Source organism: Streptococcus mitis SK1080, assembly GCF_000220085.1.
Lineage (GTDB): Bacteria > Bacillota > Bacilli > Lactobacillales > Streptococcaceae > Streptococcus > Streptococcus mitis_K.
On sequence record NZ_AFQV01000019.1, the window covers coordinates 64,198 to 85,560 of the forward strand.

The window sequence follows — 21,363 nt, forward strand, 5'->3', positions numbered from 1 at the left end:
TTATTCTCCTAGCACCTTGAAGGTATTCAAGAGGTCAAATTCTGAAACCTTCTTCAATTCAGCTGAGACATTTTCAAGCTGGACTTTATTAATCTTGTGTGTGATGATCACAACACGCGCCTTGTCACCATCTTTTCCATCTTGGAGAATTTGCTTAAAGGAAATTTCTTGGGCATTAAAGATTTCAGCCAACTTCAAGACCTGACCTTTTGAGTCTGGCGCCAAGATTGAGAAGTAGTAATTTGCTTTGACATCTTCTGGATTTGCCAAGACCAAGTCACGACTATATTCGTTGAAGTCTTTACCAATAGTACCATCATTCAAGCGACGAACGATACGGACAATATCTGCTACAACACTTGTTGCAGTTGGTTTTTGACCAGCACCTGGTCCGTAGTACATAGACTCACCAATACCGATAGATTCTACAAAGACAGCGTTCATTACGCCATTCACACTGGCAAGTGGATGCGCTTTAGGAAGGAAGGTTGGAGTCACTTCTGCAGCAATTCCTGAAGGAGTTTCCTCGATAGAACCAACCAATTTCACTACATAACCAAGGTCTTGAGCTACAGCTACATCTTCTGGTGTGATGTTACGAATTCCCTTGTGGGCTACATCGTCAAAGGCAACCTTCATACCAAAAGCAAATTGGCTCAAAATAACCATCTTGTAGGCTGCATCAATCCCATCCACGTCATTTGTCGGGTCGCTTTCTGCAAATCCTAGACGTTGCGCTTCCGCAAGAGCATCATCGTAAGACCAACCTTCTTCCACCATCTTGGTCATCATAAAGTTGGAAGTTCCGTTGACTACTCCAAGCACGCGCGTGATTTTATCAGAAGCCAAGGAATTTGCCAAGGTACGAAGAATTGGAATACCACCAGCTACTGCTGCTTCGTAGTAAAGTGCTACATTATGCTCTTTAGCGATTTCTAACAATTCTGCACCATGGACAGCCAAAAGGTCCTTGTTAGCAGTAACAACATGCTTTCCAGCTTCCAAGGCACGAGTGATAAAGGTTTTAGCAGGTTCGATACGCCCCATCAATTCCACTACGATCGTAATGTCTTGATCTGACAAAATGTCATCCACATTGGTTACAAAGTTAAAGTCATTCCCTGCTGCAAGCAAGCGATTCTTTTCATCTTCATCCTTGACCAACACCTTAGCAACTTCAATCTCTGAATGTGCTGATTGATTGATTTTTTCTCCATTTTCCTTTAGGAGGAAAGGCACACCACTTGCAACGGTACCAAATCCTAGTAAAGCAATTTTAACTGTCATGTTTATCTCCTCGAAATTTTCTAATATAGCCATTATAACAGAATTTTGTGAAAATTCCTATTATAGTAAATCACTATTTCAGTCTAAAAAAGAAAAAACGAATCAGATGATTCGCTCTTCTTAAAATCTAGAAATAGCTTTCCAGAAATGATTACCCAATCTTTTGCAGATTGAGAACTGCATCGTGATTCATCAAGACTTGGCCATACTCTTGTAAGACTGAACGACTGATATCACTATCGTCTGCAAACTCGCGCATACGAGCCAACAGCCAAGCTGGATATGGACTTGGATGATTTTCAATATCCACTAAAATGGTCAAATAATAGCGCTCATTCATCTTGTAGAGTTCAGAAGTTTCCATCTCAAAAGTCACTGTCTTGGCAAAAGCTACCAAGTCAGCCAACTTTGCAAAAGAAAGGATGTAATAGATGTAAGGCTCTTTCTTGCTTTCAGCTTCTTGTTGAGCCTGCTCCTGCTCTTCTTCCTTGGCTTCGACTTGCTCTAAAGATTGAATCGCTTCGATATCATCCTTGGTTTTATCTGCGATGCTTTTTTCCAAGGTTTTGATAAATTCATCTGGCGACATTTGAGCCAATTCTTCCATATCTGGTAAATCTGATAAGTCTTCAAAATCTAGATTTTGGTCAATCTTTGACTTGGTCACAAAGACATCGACCTTATCAGGTTTTGGAGTCACACGGAAGCTCAACATGCCTGTATCCAGAAAGCTATCAGGCATCTCTAACTCATCCAAGATAGCATAAAAGAACTCTTCTGTTTTTTCTTGAGGAACGAGAAAGTCAGCAATCTCCATTCCTCGATCCATCAAATCCTCTAAAGACATCGTGATTTTCAAAGTTGTATCACTAATTTGTTTCATTTTCATTGCTAGTAACCTCATACTTTCAGTTCTATCTATTATACTAGATTTTTACGATTTTATCAAAAGAAGGCTCCTCTATACGGATAGATTTTCCCTAAGGTAACTTCTGTAGAAGACCCTAATACTCTTCGAAAATCTCTTCAAACCACGTCAGCTCTATCTGCAACCTCAAAACAGTGTTTTGAGCAACCTGCGGCTAGCTTCCTAGTTTGCTTTTTGATTTTCATTGAGTATAAAAGAAAATTTCTGTTAACAAATAGAAAAAGCCTTCAAAATAGGCTCTTAGCCAACTTTGAAGACCTGATACATCAGAATACTTATAATTTAAAGGTTGCTACACCGAGGATAGAACGATTTAAGTTTCGAAGAATTTGAAGACTTTGCTCAAATTTCTTATAACGAGTTACTCCGTATTCTTCAACAAGAAGGACTGTATCTCTTTCTAAAAGCGATGGCACATCCTGTAAATCGACAAAATGAATTCCTTTTAAAGACTCTTGATTTTGTTTCAATTTATCTAGGATAGCTTTGTTTGAGCTAACGATTGTTAATTCTTGTCCAGCATTTTTGTAAGACAAGACATCTGCTAGATTAGCAATTGTTGTGATCTCTGTTACAAAATCAATTTGATATTGAGAAAAATCACCTGCTCTATTGATTGTTGGATTAAAGAGATAAACCAATACATTTCCCATCACAACCAAAATCACACAGACTACTCCAATAACAGCTAAACGGAGAATCAAGTTTTTCACATTTAATCCAAGTGCTGTCTCACCGTTTGCATTCAATTCTTTAGAGTTGATGGTTTCCAATTTTTCAATTTTCACATTTGCATAAGTGTGTTTAAATTTCTCAATCAATCCATCAAATTTTCTCTCTAACAAGTCATTGACATCCTTGCTTGGTGTCAAAATTTTCACACCGACCCCTGCATCGTCAATCATATAGTAGACGGTCAGTTTTTTCCACCAATAATCATTCGTAGAATTTTTCAAGGTTGTTTCTGTCGTATCCAATTCACTGGCAATTTTTTTCAGTTCACTGGGTTCTACATCATTGAAAAGATAAGCTCCATTCAAATTCCCATCAATCAATTTCCCGTAGAAATCACTATAACCACCAATTTGATGATTCAAAATCGTTTTAGCTGAATCTTCTGGAGGGGTGATTTTATAGCTGATATAAGTTGAATAACTTGTTGTGTCTTTGACAGTATTTTTATTCTTAACTGCTTTAATTGTAAATGGTACAGCAATGAGAGCAAATAAAGCGATGAGAGCTAAAATATTTACTTTTCGTTTTTTATAAAGATTTGCAAACAAATCAGCTACTGAATAATGTTCAAACATGATTTTTTTCTCCTTTGTTTAGTAGATACTGGTTTTCCTTTGTAAGCATTTTTGCTACAAATATCATCACAATAACAATTCCCCAGAATTGCATTGTAAATAAATTGAAGAAACTTTCTGAAAAGCTACTTCTAGGCATAAAGAATAGATTATTCAAGATGAGTAGGGACAAGGCAAATAGGATTGTCCTTGAGCGATAGGCTACTTGCAACATGGCTATAAATAACATACCGAGTAAGAGACTAAGTAGAAAGACTCCTATCATACCATAGTCTGTATACAACTCCATGATATAGCTACTTCCGATACCATGTCCTTTTAAATATTCCTTGTTCAAAACAAGATAGGACAAATTGTGGGCATAACTATTACTATCGATAGCTAGCTCCACACTATTGGTTGTATGTTCAAAGGCTTTTCCTCCGAAAATAGCCCCCAAGCTTCCCCTTGCAAAATAATCAAGAACAGGACCAAAAGTAAAATTACGGAAATCTCGGTAAGGGAGGCTACTGTTAAATAGAAAACCTCGAGCCAAGACACCAAAACTGGTTCCTTGTTTATAGATAAAGTCAAGCAGGATATCCCAGAAACCTGTATGGGAAACTTGGACATTATCCCGTACATAATTGAGCACTCCCATCGCTAACATGAGAATAGGAGAACCTACAAAAATTGCTAACTTTTCTTTAAACCCAATCCATTTTCCCTTTTCAGTTTGCTCCCGCATAAAGTAATAAACAAAAGCAAATAAAATACTTAAAATAAAGGGATTTCGTGTCCCGATTGCCAAATGAATAGTATTGGCTACAATAAAGGAGATAAGCACTGCTGTTGCCTGCCATTTCTTTGGCTTGGTTGCCAAATACATACACATTGCATAGACCGTAAATGTTGATAAGATATAGGTAAAATAAGGCAGTTTACTTTCAAAATTTGCATAGTAGGCATAGTAGGAAGTCTGCAAGCGATACAGGAGTCGTTCAAATAACCGAATGAAATAGAAAGGATAGGTTAGAAGAAAAACTCCTAGTGATACAAAGCGTAACCGCTTGGTATAAACCTCTTTTAGAGAATTTCCTATATTTGCTACTTTTATTTTCTTCCTAGCTATGAAGTAACGAGCCAGGACGCCTCCTGTGGTCAAGCCCAGAATCGAAACCATGACAACTATAAAGGCAAAACGATAGGCTATGGGATGATAGGTATCCAAAGCGCCATCCCTAAAATAATCAATGGTCGGTCTTGATACCAGAAAGACAAAAATAGTTAAATAGAAAATAAAATGGATTAAGTAATACTTGATATCATTCCAGCAGGCAATTAAGCTACTAACCAGTAAGAACAATAAAGTAGAAAGCAAGCTAACATTGTTATTATTAAACAGATACACAATTCCACTTACTAGCGTCAAGGCATAACTGACTATGGTCAAACTAAATAATAATCGTTTTCCATCAATCACTTGCTCACCCCCGTTCTAATGTAATTTTTTAGATTTTTCAATATTTTTCAGTAATAAGAATCGGTATAAGGAAATGTTTATGAATAGAGCCAGAGCACTAATTCTTCTCCCCTTACGGAAAATTGGATTTCTAGCAATAGCAAGGGCATGGCCTTTTAAAAAACGATGAATCTGAGAATAGGCTTCAAACTGTTTATACTGATCATCTAGCAACATCTTATCCAGAATAAAGAAGTAAGCATAGGCCAATCTAAAAAAAGCAACCTCTTTCAAATCAGGATAGTTTTTCATAACTTCATTATAAAACTTTTGGTAGATATCAATATAGGCTAAATCCTTCTCTGCATAGGGTTTAGTCGTAATACTATCCCCTCTATGGAAATAGTAATAATAGGGTTTAGTATTAACCACATACTTCTTGGCCAACTTGATTAAATCAAAATGATAATAAGCATCTTCATAAATCAATCCCTTAGGAAAGGATAGGGCAGTTGCAATCTCTCTCTTGATTAGCTTATTGCAAATCGTCCCAGGTATTTTTTCACCTATGAGGTATTCCCTTAGAAATGTTTGGGAATCACAGACAAAATAGTCATCCTGATTAGCTGACTGTGGGCTTTCATCATTAGCATAGACATTCATGACACCACAGCTTGAAACATCCGCATCTTCTTGAATTAATTGCTCATATAAACTCTGAATCATTTCTGGATGGATATAATCATCTGAGTCAATAAAAATCAGATAATCCCCGTGAGCCTGCTTCATTCCATCATTTCGTGCTTGCGACAATCCTTCGTTCTTTTTATGAAGCACTGACACCCTGTCATCTTGTTCAGCGATTGAATCACACAAGCGACCACTCTCATCTGTTGCACCATCATCAACAAGAATAATTTCCAGATTTTGGTAGGTCTGCTTCTGAATGGAAGCTATCGATTTTTCTAGGTACTGCGCCACATTATAGACTGGCACAATGACACTAATTAATGCAGTTCCCATGCTACTCCTCTAATAGTTTTTCTACTTGTTCGATTTGTTTGGCAATTGTAAATTGTTGAATGAATTGACTAGCCTCATTAACATCGAAGTTTGAGGCAGAAGTCATGTAATTAGTAATTGCCTGAGCTGCCTCTTGATTGCTCTCAATGATTTGTCCAAATCGTCCTTCTTGGGATAATTCCTCAGCCCCTCCGACATCCGTAGAGACAAAAGGAAGTCCCAGACTCAAGGCTTCCACATACACTCCAGGAAAACCTTCTTGTTTAGACATAGACAAGAGAACTTTCATCTGAGACAAATACTGATAAGGATTTTTTTGATAACCAAGGAAATGTACATAGTCCTCAAGCCCATACTCTTTGACTCGTTTTTTCAGTTCCTCTTCCATATCACCAGCCCCTATGAAGTAGAGATGATAGTTTTTCCCCTCTTGGTGCAATAACCGTATCACTTCCACCACACGGTCAGAACCCTTATTTTCCTCAATCCGTCCGATAGTACAGATACTTTGAGGAGCAATCTCGATGTCGATCTTCTCTTGAGATTTTTCTAGAATAGTCTGAAAATCATATCCATTGTAGACTGTCTGTAATTTAGAAGCATAATCTGGATAGACTTCCTTAATAGAATTGCTGGTCTTTTTTGAAATTCCTACAATGATATCCGCAGCATCCAACTGGCGTCTATGCGATTCTCTTTTAGAGCTATCCTTAAGAAATTCTTCGATACTTCCATGAATCCAAGAGATTTTCTTGACTTCTTTTCTTTTAGAGAACAACAGTGGAGGATTCATAATGGTAAAAGAAACCTCAACATCATAGTCATCTTTCACCAGTAAGCGACGAGTCAGGCTTGGAAAATAAATTCTCATTCTCCACAAAAGAGCTCGTAACCATCTGGCTTGGCGATAATCCTGAAGGGATTTTAAAATGCCTACATGCTTGGGAACAGATTCGTATCCCTTGTCAAAGTGCTCCATTTCAAGAATATCAATATCATACTTTTCTGGATCCAGATTTGAAACAATTGTCGACAGAATCTTCTCTGCTCCACCCCCGAGAGAAAAAGACCACATAAAAAATAAGATTTTTTTCTTAGCCACCATATTCTCCCTTGTATTCTGTATAAGACTTATCCATATCAGCGATGACAGCATCATGATGCGGTACTTGCTTATTTGCTGGCGGTGGCGTCATATAATCTCCAAAAGCAGTGCTGAGATAGGCATCGTAGCCAACTGGAATAGGCATCTCTGTCCCTTCAAATGGTAAGAAAAGATTGTCTTCAAAAGATGCGATTGGGTACTTGTTTCTCATGTAGCCAGGACCTGAGCATAATTCTGTGATGCCATCGCTCTCAGACAAATCATACTTGGTCATTTCTTTCTCAGCTTTTTTCCAAATGCGATAACGGAGAGATTTTGGAGTCACACCCAGTAAAATACGGCTTCCCCATTTCATAAGTGCGCCATGCTTTTCCGGAATAGTTTGCGCACAAAAGAGTGAATAAATCAGTGCCCAACGAACCTGTTTCTTCCGCTCAGCTGGATTTTTCGGATAATAATCCAAAGGCAAGACATCCAAGGCCAGACCATGTGGCAATTCTAAATCCTGCTGGTAAGGTTTGATACAGGTGGTTTCCTTGTCACGAATGGTAATAAAAAGATTGCGGTCTACAAAATCCTTGTGACTCTTCGACAAGAAATAACGCTCATCTGCATAACGAGGCCATAATTCTGCTAATTTCTCATAATCTTTACGAGGCATAAAAAAGTCTAGGTCGTCATCCCAAGGAATAAACCCCTTGTTTCTAAGGGCACCAATAGCACCTCCTCCACAAAGATAACAAAGTAAATCATGTTCCTTGCAAAAGGCCACAAAATATTCAGCCATCTCCAGACTACGAGCCTGAATTGCTTTTAAATCAGTCATATTGTTCATTATTCTTTCTATCGTATCGTTTCATTATACCACAAATAGGGGGTGAAAATCTATTGCAGACTGTAAAAAATCAAAGCCTGACTGCTAGATAAATAGCTATCAAACTTTGATTTTTCTGTCTTATACTATTCAAACCACGTCAGCTTCACCTTGCCGTAGGTGTAGGTAACTGACTTCGTCAGTCTTATCTACAACCTCAAAACTGTGTTTTTAGCAGCCTGCGGCTAGCTTCCTAGTTTACACTTTGATTTTCATTGAGTATTATCTTATCTCAGGCCCATTTGAGCGAGCTTGGTTTGATATTTGTTTTGATCAACCAGCAAGCCCAAGCCTCCATAAACATCATAGGCATCTACCCAGTCACCCAGTTCTGGAATCGTCAATTTTTCAATACCATTTTTCGCTCCATCCAAAACAGATAAACCGTTTGTTAGGAGGAAAGTATAGGGTGCATTGGTTGAGGTCATAGCAAAAACCTTTCCAAGAGCTTCAGAACCAGTGAAAAGTTTAGTAGGATCTTTAATTTGCTCTAAAATTGCTGTTAAAACTTGTTGCTGTCTTTTTGTACGGCCGTAATCCGCCTCATCGTCATCACGGAAACGAGCATAATTGAGCAGGGTCGAGCCATTCATCTGCTGTTTTCCGACTTTGATGGTTTGGGTTGGGGACTCAGTCTCAGTAGCGTGTAAATCATCTCCGACTGTAGCTTCTGTTAGTGGACGCCCATTCAATGTTGAAAATTGAGCATCAATCGTCACCCCATCGGGGAAAAGCGTATCAATCGCTGTGGCAAAGGCCTGAAAATCGACCAAGGCATAGTACTTAATGTCCAAGTCAAAATTATCTTTCAAGACTTGGCGAACCATTTCTGCCCCTTTTTGCCCCTCTTGTTCTCCTAACTCATAGGCTACGTTTAACTTGTTATCCGTCTGTTTTCTACCGTTAATCACTTGACTATAACCATCTATATAGACCAAATTATCACGCATGAAACTGACTAGCTTGATTTTCTTGTCCGAACCTCCGACATTTAAGACCATAATAGAGTCAGTCCGCGTCTCAGCACTATTTTGACCGATTCGACCGTCCGTCCCCATGATCAAAATATTAACTCCATCTCTAGTATCTTGACCATTAAAAACTTGAACCTGTGCTGCCTTGGCATCAGCAGTTTTCTTTGCGCTAGCATCTTGGTAACCACGTAAAAACATGAATACCATGGCTAAAGCCACACAGACTAGAAGAGAGAAAATTACCATAAAAATGCGTTTAAGACGGAGCTTCCGTCTTTTCTTTTTGGGAGGAGCATAGAGTGCTTGTGATTTGGATTGTGAGCGACTCCGGTTCGCATAGCTTGGTAAGTCAACCTGCTCTTCTCTTTCTTGTTCCAAGCTAGAACTACTATTTCCCCTAGCAAGAGTTAGCTTTTCTTGCAAATAGGCAAACTCGTTTTTTTCTCTCTCATTGAGATAGTGAATATTTTTTAGCAAATAATCATAACGTAATTTTTCATGATGACTGAGAGGATTTTCTTTACTCATCTTCTCTCCTTTCCATGCTCTGATATTGGATAAATAGGATAGGCACCCAGAACTTTATACTGGATTCCAATCGCTTCTAGTTCTTTTTGGGCAAAGTGGACCAGGTCCTTATCAGTATAGTCTACATCGATAATGAAAAAGTATTCGCCTAGCGCTGTCTTGAGTGGACGACTTTCAATTTTTGTCAGGTCAATTCCTCGCCAAGCAAAGGTCGACAGGGCCTTATAAAGTGCACCTGGAAGGTTGTCAGGTAAGGTCAAGGCCAAACTCATTTTTTCAGTTTGTGCTTGCAAGGGAATAGCTGCACCTTCAGCTCCCAGAACCCAGAATCGTGTGAAATTGGCTTCCATTTCCTGAATATCCTCGGCAATCAGTTCCAAGTCATATTCTTCTGCAGAACTTCTAGGTGCAATTGCCGCAAAAGGCTGGTCTGGATGTTCGGAAATAAAACGGGCCGCATAAGCTGTACTAGCTGTTACCTCGATTTGGGCCTCTGGATATTGTTCATCGATGAATTTCTTTCCTTGAGCCAAAGCCTGTGGATGAGAAAAAATCTTTTCAATCTTAGTATGGCCTGGAACCACCATCAACTGCTGATGAATAGGCTGAACGATTTCTGCAACTGCTTGAATGCGAGCCTGATGAAAAAGGTAGTCCAAGGTTTCATGAACACTACCCTCGATAGAATTTTCAACTGGCACCACAGAATAGTCCACCAAGCCTTGCTCATAGGCCTTGATGACATCTGTAATATTGGCAAAAGCCTGCAATTCCTCATGAGGAAAAGCTGTCTGCACAACATAGTGTGAAAATGATCCCTTGGGACCTAGATAAGCAATTTTCATCTCAGTTCCTCTATAATTTCCTCTGGGCTTAGCTTGGTTACATCCAAAATCTGACTAGCCACTTCCTCATACCAGGCCTGTCTTTCTTGAAAAATAGCTGCTAGTTCATCCTTGCTATTATTTAGAAACAACGGGCGCTGATTGTCCTTATCAGCTGCTATGCGTTGGTAGAGGGTTTCAAAATCTGCTTTCAGGTAGATATTATCTGCATTAGTCTTGAGTAAGTCACGGTTTCGCTGAGAAACGACCACTCCTCCACCAGTTGACACGACTTGGTCTCTTTGTAGTAAATCAGCTAGGACTTCTGATTCTACCTGACGAAAGACTTCTTCGCCCTTTTCAGCGAAAAATTCCGCAATGGACATGCCTAAGCGTTTCTCAATCAGGGCATCCATATCAAGGTAATTAGGGTCTAAACCTCTGGCAATAGTCGATTTGCCAGCCCCCATAAATCCTAGTAATACCTTAGCCATGAATCAAGCTCTCCAAATCATCAAAGAAGCTAGGATAACTGGTATTAATGGCTTCTGCACGGTCAAGCTCCACTTCTCCATCTGCAACCAAGAGGGCTGCGATAGCTGTCATCATGCCGATACGGTGGTCACCAAACGTATTGACTCTAGCACCGTGAAGGGCTGATTTTCCTTTGATAATCATTCCATCTGCTGTAGGTGTGATATCCGCACCCATGCTATTTAAAGCGTCTGCCACAACCTGAATGCGGTCTGTTTCTTTGACTTTAAGTTCCTCAGCATCTTTGATAACTGTTACACCATGTGCTTGGGTCGCAAGAAGAGCAATAATTGGCAATTCATCAATCAAGCGTGGGATCAAGGCACCACCAATCTCTGTTCCTTTCAAGTCAGAAGACTCAACAGTCAGGGTTGCAGATTTAGCGACTGGGTCAATTTCAGTTATTTCTAGTTTCCCACCCATGGCACGAATGACATCAATAATACCAGTACGCGTTTCGTTGATGCCCACATTATTAAGCACCACACGAGAATTTGGAACAATCAAACCTGCGACCAACCAAAAGGCTGCACTGGAAATATCTCCTGGAACAACCACCTTTTGTCCAGTCAGTTTTTGAGGCCCTTGGACTGTGATTTTCTTGCCCTCCACACTTAAATGGCCACCAAATTGTTGCAACATATCTTCAGTATGATTACGGGTGCATTCTTTTTCGATAATAACGGACTCCCCCTGAGCCTGCAAGGCCGCGAACATCAAGGCTGACTTAACTTGGGCAGAGGCGATTGGCAACTCATAATGAATAGGTCTCAGGTTTTTCGTCCCTTTTAAGTGAAGGGGAGGCAGGTCTCGCTCAGTTTGACCTGAAATGCTGACGCCCATTTTTTTCAGTGGAATAGTCACACGATCCATAGGACGTTTGGATAGACTGTCGTCTCCGAACATCTCTACTTCAAAGTCTGCACCAGCAAGAACACCTGAAATCAGGCGAATCGAGGTTCCAGAATTTCCCATATCAAGGGCATTTTGTGGAGTTTTCAAGCCGTCCATGCCGACACCTTGAATAGTAATAACCCCATCTTTGTCCTCAATTTCAACACCAAGGTCACGAAAAACCTGCATGGTCGAAAGAACGTCTTCACCTCGCAGAATATCATAAACCTTGGTCTCACCCTCAGCCAAACTTCCAAAGATAATGGAACGGTGACTGATAGACTTGTCACCTGGAACTCGGATACTGCCGTGTAAGTGGCGAATGTTTGTTTTTAGTTTCATAATAGACCTCATACTTGCAATACTTTTACCTATTTTATCATAAAAAGCCAGAAATTCCTTAAAAATTCCTGACTTTATGATAGTTATTTTCTTATTTTAGCAATTCTGAAACTGGTTCAAAAACAATTTTTTCAATGTCAGAAAGGTAAATGGCCAATTGTTGTTGCTTAGTAAAGAATTCTGACAAGAGGCTGTTCCCCTGAATCTGCTTACCAAAGCCTTCCATTTTAGCTTGGAAGGAAGCATCTGGCATTTTCCCTGTCTGCGCTAGTTTTTGAATTTCCTCTTGGAAAGCAACATATTCTGTAAAGATTTTGCTCGCCTCAGCGTCTGCTGCAATCGCATCTTTAGCCGCTTTGACAGCCTTGTATTCTGGTAATTCGCGTAAACCGCGACTGAGTTCATTTGCACTATCGTAAATATTTGACATGATGTTCTCCTTATTTGATCACGACTGTGTAGTCGGTGTTTTCTGTTATGAGGTGCTCGGCTCGTTCTAAATCTTGAGCATTTTTAAATGAAATTTGTAGAATCCCGTGAATATCCTCACGATTTTCCTCGTTGATGTGGATGTTAACCAAGGAAGTTCCACGTAGTAGTTCCAAAATCCGCAAGATGACATCTTCTTCATCGGGAACGTCAACATAGAGATCGTAAGAACTGTCCACACCACCACGCTTATGAATTTCCATGGCCTGACGTTGCTCACGCGCCTGATTGAAAAAGTTCCAAATCTGCTCCTCATCTCCCTTGCTGATGGCTTGTCCAACCTCATCTAAGCGCTCCTTGAAATCCTCAATTCGATCCAGAATAGTTTCACGATTGGACAAGAGAATAGAAGTCCACATACCTGGCTCACTCTCCGCAATTCGAGTCATATCTCGAAAACCACCGGCCGCAAAGCGTCTTGCCATCTCATGTTCTTGAGCATAGGCTGCAGTCTGCTCCATGAGACTGGAAGCCAGAATATGTGGAAAATGGCTAATCTGAGAAGTCACTCGATCGTGCTCCTTGGCATCAATCTCGATAAAGCGAGCATGAAGACCTGAAAGCAGATCCTTCATTTCCTCAAGTGTGTCCTGACCTGTCAAACTCGATGGCGTGAAGATATAATAGGCATTTTCAAAAAGATTGACATCCGCAGAGGCAGCTCCTGTCTTGTGGCTACCAGCCATAGGATGGGCCCCGATAAAGCGGACAGGCTTGCCAGCCAAATACTGCTCCGCTGCATCTACAATGGCTGACTTGGTCGAACCAGCATCTGAAATAATGACGCCATCTTTCAAGTCCAAGTTGGCCAATTCCTGAATGAAAGCAATGGTTTGTTTGATTGGCAAGCTGAGAATGATGATATCTGCCAAAGGAGCAAAACTGACAAAATCATCCGTTGCACGGTCAATCATGTCTTCTTTCAAGGCGATATCTCTCGAAGCTTGACTGCGGTTATAACCTAAAATTTCATAATCTGGATGATCACGTTTGATACCAAGTGCCATAGAGGCACCAATCAAACCAAGACCTGCTATATAGACTGTTTTTGCCATAGGAACTCCTTAATAGTTCTTTGTATACTCCCGGTGTTTGGCTACTGCTTCTTTTAATTCCTCAAGATTGTCTGATGAGAATTTTTCAAGGATTTCTTGTGCCAGAACCGTTGCCACAACAGCTTCCATAACTACACCTGCAGCTGGAAGAGCAGTCGGATCACTTCTTTCGACTGTTGCCTTGTAGGGTTCATGGGTTTCAATATCCACACTCATAAGTGGTTTGTAGAGAGTAGGAATAGGTTTCATAACGCCACGAACAACAATGGGTTGCCCATTGGTCATACCACCTTCAAAGCCACCCAGATTATTGGTACGGCGAGTATAACCGTCTTCTTTAGACCAGAGAATTTCATCCATAACTTGGCTGCCTTTGCGGTAACCAGCTTCAAATCCAAGACCAAATTCCACCCCTTTAAAGGCATTGATAGAGACAACAGCTTGGGCCAATCTTGCATCCAATTTTCTGTCCCATTGGACATAGGAACCAAGACCAACTGGAACACCTCCAACAACTGTCTCCACAACTCCACCGATGGTATCTCCATCACGCTTGATTTGGTCAATATAGTCCTTGATTTCCTGTTCCCGTTCTTGGTTGACAATAGAAATTTCAGACTGGGCAGCTCTTTCCTTAATCTCAGCGACCGTTAGATTTTCAGGAACATCGATTTCCTTGCCACCAAAGACCACGACATGGTTGGCAATCTCCATATCCAGCTCAGCCAAGAGGCGTTTGGCTACTGCCCCAACTGCCACCCGCATGGTGGTTTCACGAGCTGATGAACGCTCCAAAGAATTTCTCAAATCGTCAAAACGGTACTTGATTCCCCCTACCAAGTCGGCATGACCTGGACGTGGATGAGTGATTTTTCGTTTGCTTTTAAGACGGTCTTCAATGTCTTCCGCAGACATGATATCCAGCCATTTTTGGTGGTCCTTATTGATGACATCCATTGTAATAGGAGCCCCTGTCGTCTTCCCATGGCGAACACCCGAAGTAAAGATAACTTGGTCGCTCTCAATCTTCATACGACCGCCACGACCGTAGCCACCCTGACGGCGTTTAAGGTCGCCATTGATATCCTCAGCTGTCAAAGGAAGTCCAGCTGGAATTCCTTCAATGATAGCTGTCAGACGGGGGCCGTGTGATTCTCCTGCTGTTAAATATCTCATACACTCTCCTTATTTTACCAAGTAGTCTTTCATCTCTTCCAGAGAAACTGGGTGAATAGTCGCTGAACCAAGCTCTGGTACCAAGACCAATTTCAGGGTGTTGCCACGCGCTTTCTTGTCATGAGTCAAAGCCTGATAAAGCTTGTCAACATCCCAGTTTTCATAGTCAACAGGCAAGCCAAATTTCTGACACATCTCTGTGATAGATTGGGTAATGCCAGCTGGCATAAGGCCTTTTTCCTCAGCTACCTTGGAAATCTGTACCATTCCCATAGCCACAGCTTCACCATGCATAACTTTTCCATAACCAGCCGTCGCTTCAATGGCATGACCAATAGTGTGGCCAAAGTTGAGGTAAAGGCGTACACCATTGTCCAACTCATCCTCAACTACCATCTTGCGCTTAACCTGACAAGAATGTTCAATCAAGGTCTCTGCATGCTCCAAAATGCTCTCAACAGAACCATCCAGCTCCGTCAAAAGAGCCCAAAGTTCTGGATCCTCAATCAAGCCATACTTGATAACTTCACCCATCCCTTCAATCAACTCTCTTTTTCCAAGCGTTTCAAGGACAAGCGGATCAATCAGAACCCCGTCTGGTTGGGCAAAGGTCCCCACCATATTTTTAGCAAATGGAGTATTAACACCCGTCTTTCCGCCGATAGACGAATCAACCTGAGCTGTCAAGCTAGTCGGAATCTGAACAAAATGAATACCCCGCATATAGGTAGAGGCTACGAAACCAGCCAGGTCTCCAACGACACCACCTCCGAGAGCCACGATTCCATCACTACGAGTCAGACCTTGCTTGACTAAAAATTCATAGACTTTCTGGACAGTAGTTAAATTCTTTCTTTCTTCACCTTCTAAGAAATCAAAAACAGCTACCTGAAAACCAGCATCTTCTAGGCTGAGTTTGACCTTCTCAGCATAGAGAGAAGCCACATGGTTGTCTGTTACAATGACTACCTTTTGTGGTTGCCAGAGTTCTCGCAACCACTGACCAGCTTGAGCCAGACAACCTTTTTCAATCTGAATATCATAAGGATGATGAGGAATATCGATTCTGATTTTCATAGGAGAATCTCCCTTTCTTTATTGGTATTTTTCTGTTAAGGACTGCCAAATCTCTTCTGTCGGCATTTCCTTGCCTGTCCACAGTTTAAAAGCTTCTGCAGCCTGATAGAGCAACATCCCCAGACCATTGACGGCTGGATTGCCCTGATTTCTAGCCCATTTTAAAAATGGCGTTTCAAAGGGTTGGTAAATAATATCTGCCACTAAGAGAGTTTCTGGTAGGACAATGTTTTCAGGAACTGGAGATGATTGACCATCCATCCCTACACTTGTCGCATTAACAAGTAAATCCGACTCAGCAATCCTTGCTTGCAGTTCAGGAACATCTTCTAAAGCATACAAGTCCACTTTAAAGCCTGTCTGCTCCTGTAACTTGGTCAGGTAAGGTCTTGTTTTTTCCATGGAAACTGAACGAACAAAGACCGAAATCTGACTGACGCCGTCCAAAATAGCCTGTGCCAAGATGGACTTAGCCGCACCACCTGCACCAAGCAGGGTCATCTTTTTACCTGTAATTGTAAAAGAAGGCAAGCTCTTAAAAAATCCCTTGCCATCTGTATTATATCCAATTAAATTGCCATTCTCATTGACAACCGTATTAACTGCACCAATCAAGCGCGCTTCATCGCTCAGCCCATCCAAATAAGAAATCACTTGCTCCTTATAGGGCATGGACAGGTTGATGCCAAACATCTGGTAGCGACGAATATTAGCCACTGTTTCTGCCAAGTCACTCGCTTCAATCTCCCAAGCCACATAAGCACCGTTGGTAGCTGTCGCCTCAAAGGCGCTGTTGTGAATAAAGGGGGAAATAGAATGCTTAATAGGATTGGCAACAACGGCAGCTAAACGTGTATAGCCATCAAGCTTCATCCAAAATCTCCCGAATTTTTTTCATGTTAGCTAAGGAAATCTGACCTGGGGCACTTGCCTCATCTAGACTAGCAAAGGACCAGCTCGAACCTGTCACATCCGCAGTGATACGAGAGACCTTACCCACCTTGCCCATAGAAATGGTCACATATTCCTGCTCAGGATTGAGGGTTTTAAAGCCTCGTGTATAGTTCATCAAGTCTAAGACATCCTGCTCCGTGTGAGCCATCACCGCAACCTTGACAAGTTTTGGATTTAGGCTCGTCAACTCTGACAAAATTTCCATCATATTTTCAGGTGTTTCTTGGAAATTATGGTAACTCAAAACGAGATTTGGGAAGTCCAGCATTTCCTCAAAAACATCCTTATAGCTATAGTACTCAAAATCAATATAGTCTGGTTGATAGAGTTGCGCCACTTCCTTGATTAGATGGATATATTCTTCTGGAGAAAGGTCGATTTCTCCCCCTTCAGAACGAGTTCTCAGCGTGAAAACCAACTCACGACCTGCGAATTTTTCAAAAATAGCTGGAGCTACCTGCAAAATCGCTTCCTTAGGCAGATAGTCGGCACGCCATTCAATGATGTCGGCATCCAGGTACCTTGTAGCATCCAGAGCCTGGGCCTCCTCTAAACTTCTTGGCATTACTGAAACGATTAATTTCATTTACTAACCTTCATACTAATCACCTTGAGGTAATTACTACTTTCATCTTTTTTATTATAGGCGAAATCTGCTGGAAGACCATATTTATTTAAAATCTGATAACTTCTTCCTGCAAAGCCTTTATCAATTTGTTCTGTAAATTTCTGACGGGAAACATTGGCAGCATTGGTACTGGCAATAATAATACCTCCCGGATTTAAAATCTCAAGACTCTGAGAGATCAACTTGTGATAATCCTTGGCCACAGAGAACGTTTGTTTTTTGTTCCGAGCAAAGCTAGGCGGATCTAGGACAATCACATCGTAAGTCAAGCCTTTTCGTTTGGCATATTTGAAATATTCAAAGACATCCATGACTATAAAACGATGGTCGTCTGTGCTGATTCCATTTGCCTGAAAATGCGCTTGAGACAATTCTCGTGAACGTTTAGCTAGGTCAACCGAAGTAGTCTGGCTTGCTCCTCCCATGGCCGCAGCCACGGAAAAGGCAGCTGTATAAGAAAACATATTGAGCAAGGATTTGCCCATAGCCAATCCATCAACCAGACTACCGCGAACCTCGTGCTGGTCAAGGAAAATCCCTGTCATCAGGCCATCATTCATAAAGACTTGATACAAGACACCATTTTCCAGAACAGTGAAAAAGTCAGGTGCTTCTTGACCATAAACATGGGCTGATTCATAGTCCAAACCCTTAAAGCGTATCTTCTCATAGGCCCCTAACACCTCAGGAAAAACCTGGCTAAAGGCTTCTGAGATAACCTTGCGAATCTGATAAACATAAGAGTTATACCAAGAAAAGACAGCATAGTCACCATAAAGGTCCACTGTCAGACCGCCAAAGCCATCTCCCTCTTGGTTAAAGAGACGAAAGGCAGTTGTCAATTCGTCTTGATAGTAGGCACTTCTCTTTTCTTTAGCTTGTCTAAACAACGTTTCAAAGAAAGCTTGATTGAAGGCCACCTTGTCCTTACTAACAAACCAGCCCAAGCCCTTGTTTTGCTGCGAAAGGTAGGCAGTCCCAAGAAAGATTCCTTCCTGACTCTGCACTTCTACTTCCTGATCCTTAAGATTGACATTCTCAAGATCACTGGCTTCTAGTAAAACCAGACCTTTGGCGAGCTTCTTTTCAACCCTTTTGCTAACTCTTATTCTATTCATAACTACTATTATATCAAACTTTTAGCCAATTCTCAAAAAAGAAACTACCCTTGCTTTTTTACTCTTCTTTTAAAAAATGGTATACTAATACTAATAAAAAATTAGGAAGTAAATGTGTGAAAAGCAATTTTAACAAAATCCAAAAAGCCATGGGTACCAGACTGGGTTTTGTCCTAACCCTTTTAATCCTCTATTGGCTCAAAACCTTATTAGCCTATACCGTTGACTTTAATTTAGATATTCAAGTGGGCAAGTTGCAGGGAAATTACCTTGCCTTTATCGCCTTTTTCAATCCCCTTCCTTTGGGGCTACTCCTGCTGGCTCTAGCCCTCTATGCTCGCTCAACCAAGATTTTTTATGGCCTGAGTATAGCTATTTATAGCCTTTTATTCATTTGGCTTTATTCCAATGTCTTTTACTATCGAGAATTTAGCGACTTTATCACGGCTAATACCATGAAGGTGGTCAGCAAGGTATCTGTTGGTACTGCAGAACTAGAGTTACTGCGCTTTTGGGATTTCATCTATTTTATGGATTTCCCATTGCTGGCTTTCCTTTTCTATAAAAAATTCATCCAGCTGGATAGGAGACCCTTCAAATTCCGCTCCAGTGTTGCCATCACTGCTCTCTCGGCCCTGCTCTTTTCAGCTAATCTTTTCTTGGCTGAAATTGAGCGTCCCGATCTCCTGTCGCGAGGATTTTCTAATTATTATGTTGTCCGCGCCCTTAGTCTACCCGCCTTTTTAGGCTATAGTGCCAACCAATCCTACAGTGCAAACAAGGAACGTGCCAAGGCTTCTGAGACTGATCTTCAACCTATTACAGATTATATTCAAGAGCATTCGGCTAAGCCCAATCCAGACTATTTTGGCTTGGCCAAAGGAAAAAATGTGATTTATCTCCACTTGGAGAGCTTCCAGCAATTTCTTCTTGACTATAAACTCAACCTAGATGGAACTGAGCATGAAGTCACTCCCTTCCTTAATTCCCTCTACCATTCGCAATCTACACTAGCCTTTTCGAATATCTTTAACCAAGTCAAGGCTGGGAAAACCTCAGATGCGGAAACCATGCTGGAGACTGGTTTGTTTGGACTTGACCAAGGTTCCTTTATGGTCAATTACGGTGGTACCAATACCCAGCAAGCTGCGCCTTTTATCCTATCAAAAAACGGCTATCAATCGAGTGCTGTCTTTCACGGCAATATTGGGACCTTCTGGAACCGAAATACGACCTACAAACAATGGGGCTATCAATACTTCTTTGATGCTTCCTACTTCACCAAGCAAGACAGTAGCAATTCTTTCCAATATGGTTTAAATGATAAAATCATGATGAAAGATTCTATCCAATATCTGGAGCACCTGCAGCAGCCTTTTTATACCAAGTATATTACAGTGTCCAATCACTATCCCTATGCTAGCAATTTGACTGGCGATGAGCTTGGTTTCCCCTTGGCCAAGACCAAAGATGAAACAATCAATGGCTACTTCCAAACCGCCAACTATCTGGATAGTGCCATCAAGGCCTTCTTTGACTATCTCAAAGAAAGTGGCCTCTATGAAAAATCCATCATCGTCATCTACGGAGACCATTATGGTATTTCCAACTCCCGAAATCCTGATCTGGCACCCTTGATTGGAAATACTTCTGAGAACTGGTCGAATTACGACAATGCCATGTTGCAACGAGTGCCTTTTATGGTGGTCATGCCTGGTTATGAAAAGGGGCAAATCATCAATACCTACGGTGGACAAATCGATATCTTACCGACTCTCGAACACCTCCTTGGTATTGAGTCCGATTCCTTCCTTCAAGTTGGACAAGACCTTCTGTCTCCAGATCACCAAGAAATAGTTGCCTTTCGAACTGCCAATTCCTTCGTCACACCAAAATACACTAGTTATGACGGACGAACCTACTATACTGAAAGTGGTCTCGAAATCAGTAATCTTGATGAACAAGCTCAGACCGAACTGGAAAGCGTTCGACAGGCAGCCAGTCAACAGCTGAAAATCAGCGACCAGATTCAAACTGGCGATTTGATCCGTTTCTACCAAGCAGATCATCTTGGAAAAGTTGATACAGAAAGTATTTCTTACCTCAATTCTTTACCAATTCTGCAAAAGATTGAGCAGGAAAAAGGTAGTCAATCAACCAGTCTCTTTAGCCAACGACAAGGCAAAACCAGTACTGACCTTTTCAAGGCACCAAGTTACCAAGAACTCCACCCAGAGTCGGCAGAAACCGAATCAAAATCACAATAAAAGATGCTCTTCCATCGTGGAGGAGCATTTCTTTTTATCAAATAAAATTCAACGAAAATCAAAGAACAAACTAGAAAACTAGCCTCAGATTTACTGTGAGATTGTAGATAGATAGGCTGTACCTGCAATATATGTCTGTCAAGTTTAGTGACGAAGATAGTAGAAGAAATATGAGGATATAAATCAGCTTCAGCAGGTATCTGGAAAATTTGATTTTATAGAAAAGCCTTTTGTTACAAACTAAATATACTATCAATAAATAATATTATAGAAGCAACAATAATTAAAATTTCACCTATTTGCATCATTCTATTTCGAACTCTAAATATATCTTCTATCAAAAATACTTGGATCACACACATTATAGGAATTAATGTTTTTGAAATTGAAAAATATCCAAATAAATAAACTATAAACAACAATAATAGAACTATATTATATTTCTTATTCAAAACATTCCTCCCTATATTTTTTGATTACCAATCTTAATCATTTACAACTACATTATAACAAACTATAAAAGCGTTTGTCGAAT

19 protein-coding genes are annotated in these 21,363 nt (G+C 40.8%); 1 reads left to right on the plus strand and 18 read right to left on the minus strand.

Going from position 1 to position 21,363, the window contains the following annotated elements; all coding sequences use genetic code 11:
* The 18 genes from HMPREF9957_RS07905 to HMPREF9957_RS07990 all read right to left on the minus strand — a co-directional run bounded on the left by HMPREF9957_RS07905 (position 1) and on the right by HMPREF9957_RS07990 (position 18,561).
* A complete protein-coding gene (locus HMPREF9957_RS07905; RefSeq protein ID WP_000216347.1) occupies positions 1 to 1,287 on the minus strand; it encodes a homoserine dehydrogenase in 1,287 nt (428 codons plus the stop codon).
* A 151-nt stretch (positions 1,288 to 1,438) separates the two neighbouring features.
* Positions 1,439 to 2,176, minus strand: coding sequence for an adaptor protein MecA (mecA, locus tag HMPREF9957_RS07910; protein WP_000782686.1), 738 nt, complete (start codon positions 2,174 to 2,176; stop codon positions 1,439 to 1,441).
* Positions 2,177 to 2,490: 314 nt separating this feature from the next.
* A complete protein-coding gene (gene tarQ / locus HMPREF9957_RS07915) occupies positions 2,491 to 3,525 on the minus strand; it encodes a teichoic acid biosynthesis protein TarQ (RefSeq protein ID WP_000461508.1) in 1,035 nt (344 codons plus the stop codon).
* Positions 3,518 to 4,987, minus strand: a complete 1,470-nt coding sequence (locus HMPREF9957_RS07920) for an O-antigen polysaccharide polymerase Wzy family protein (RefSeq protein ID WP_000565091.1) — start codon at positions 4,985 to 4,987, stop codon at positions 3,518 to 3,520. Before HMPREF9957_RS07920 ends, tarQ begins: the two co-directional genes overlap by 8 nt.
* A 15-nt stretch (positions 4,988 to 5,002) precedes the next feature.
* Positions 5,003 to 5,989, minus strand: coding sequence for a glycosyltransferase family 2 protein (locus tag HMPREF9957_RS07925; RefSeq protein ID WP_000536232.1), 987 nt, complete (start codon positions 5,987 to 5,989; stop codon positions 5,003 to 5,005).
* Between the two features lies 1 nt (position 5,990).
* Positions 5,991 to 7,094, minus strand: a complete 1,104-nt coding sequence (locus HMPREF9957_RS07930) for a glycosyltransferase (protein WP_000225884.1) — start codon at positions 7,092 to 7,094, stop codon at positions 5,991 to 5,993.
* Positions 7,084 to 7,929: a LicD family protein gene (locus tag HMPREF9957_RS07935; protein ID WP_001061978.1), complete on the minus strand. Its 846-nt coding sequence runs from the start codon at positions 7,927 to 7,929 to the stop codon at positions 7,084 to 7,086. The genes HMPREF9957_RS07930 and HMPREF9957_RS07935 overlap by 11 nt, the downstream gene beginning before the upstream one ends.
* Positions 7,930 to 8,195: 266 nt before the next feature.
* Positions 8,196 to 9,470 carry a polyisoprenyl-teichoic acid--peptidoglycan teichoic acid transferase Psr gene (psr, locus tag HMPREF9957_RS07940; protein WP_000032317.1) on the minus strand — a complete coding sequence of 425 codons (1,275 nt, stop codon included), beginning with the start codon at positions 9,468 to 9,470 and terminating at the stop codon, positions 8,196 to 8,198.
* Positions 9,467 to 10,315: a prephenate dehydratase gene (gene pheA, locus HMPREF9957_RS07945; RefSeq protein WP_000686448.1), complete on the minus strand. Its 849-nt coding sequence runs from the start codon at positions 10,313 to 10,315 to the stop codon at positions 9,467 to 9,469. The genes psr and pheA overlap by 4 nt, the downstream gene beginning before the upstream one ends.
* Positions 10,312 to 10,788: a shikimate kinase gene (locus HMPREF9957_RS07950; RefSeq protein ID WP_001151368.1), complete on the minus strand. Its 477-nt coding sequence runs from the start codon at positions 10,786 to 10,788 to the stop codon at positions 10,312 to 10,314. Before HMPREF9957_RS07950 ends, pheA begins: the two co-directional genes overlap by 4 nt.
* Positions 10,781 to 12,064, minus strand: a complete 1,284-nt coding sequence (aroA, locus tag HMPREF9957_RS07955; protein WP_004242447.1) for a 3-phosphoshikimate 1-carboxyvinyltransferase — start codon at positions 12,062 to 12,064, stop codon at positions 10,781 to 10,783. The genes HMPREF9957_RS07950 and aroA overlap by 8 nt, the downstream gene beginning before the upstream one ends.
* A gap of 91 nt (positions 12,065 to 12,155) precedes the next feature.
* Positions 12,156 to 12,494 (minus strand): YlbF/YmcA family competence regulator, encoded by a 339-nt coding sequence (locus HMPREF9957_RS07960; protein ID WP_000065966.1) that lies wholly within the window; start codon positions 12,492 to 12,494, stop codon positions 12,156 to 12,158.
* A gap of 10 nt (positions 12,495 to 12,504) precedes the next feature.
* Positions 12,505 to 13,608, minus strand: a complete 1,104-nt coding sequence (locus HMPREF9957_RS07965) for a prephenate dehydrogenase (RefSeq protein WP_001140852.1) — start codon at positions 13,606 to 13,608, stop codon at positions 12,505 to 12,507.
* A 9-nt stretch (positions 13,609 to 13,617) separates the two neighbouring features.
* A complete protein-coding gene (aroC, locus tag HMPREF9957_RS07970; protein WP_001269874.1) occupies positions 13,618 to 14,784 on the minus strand; it encodes a chorismate synthase in 1,167 nt (388 codons plus the stop codon).
* Between the two features lie 9 nt (positions 14,785 to 14,793).
* Complete coding sequence (aroB, locus tag HMPREF9957_RS07975) at positions 14,794 to 15,861, minus strand: 3-dehydroquinate synthase (RefSeq protein WP_000702134.1); 1,068 nt, start codon at positions 15,859 to 15,861, stop codon at positions 14,794 to 14,796.
* A gap of 18 nt (positions 15,862 to 15,879) precedes the next feature.
* On the minus strand, positions 15,880 to 16,734 hold the full coding sequence (locus tag HMPREF9957_RS07980) for a shikimate dehydrogenase (RefSeq protein ID WP_000762507.1): 855 nt from the start codon (positions 16,732 to 16,734) through the stop codon (positions 15,880 to 15,882).
* Positions 16,724 to 17,401, minus strand: a complete 678-nt coding sequence (gene aroD, locus HMPREF9957_RS07985; RefSeq protein ID WP_000767765.1) for a type I 3-dehydroquinate dehydratase — start codon at positions 17,399 to 17,401, stop codon at positions 16,724 to 16,726. Before aroD ends, HMPREF9957_RS07980 begins: the two co-directional genes overlap by 11 nt.
* Positions 17,398 to 18,561, minus strand: coding sequence for a class I SAM-dependent rRNA methyltransferase (locus HMPREF9957_RS07990; protein WP_001079974.1), 1,164 nt, complete (start codon positions 18,559 to 18,561; stop codon positions 17,398 to 17,400). The genes aroD and HMPREF9957_RS07990 overlap by 4 nt, the downstream gene beginning before the upstream one ends.
* A 149-nt stretch (positions 18,562 to 18,710) precedes the next feature.
* On the opposite strand from HMPREF9957_RS07990, the gene HMPREF9957_RS07995 reads away from it, so the two are divergent.
* Positions 18,711 to 20,828 (plus strand): LTA synthase family protein, encoded by a 2,118-nt coding sequence (locus HMPREF9957_RS07995; RefSeq protein WP_029689918.1) that lies wholly within the window; start codon positions 18,711 to 18,713, stop codon positions 20,826 to 20,828.
* Positions 20,829 to 21,363 lie beyond the last annotated feature (535 nt).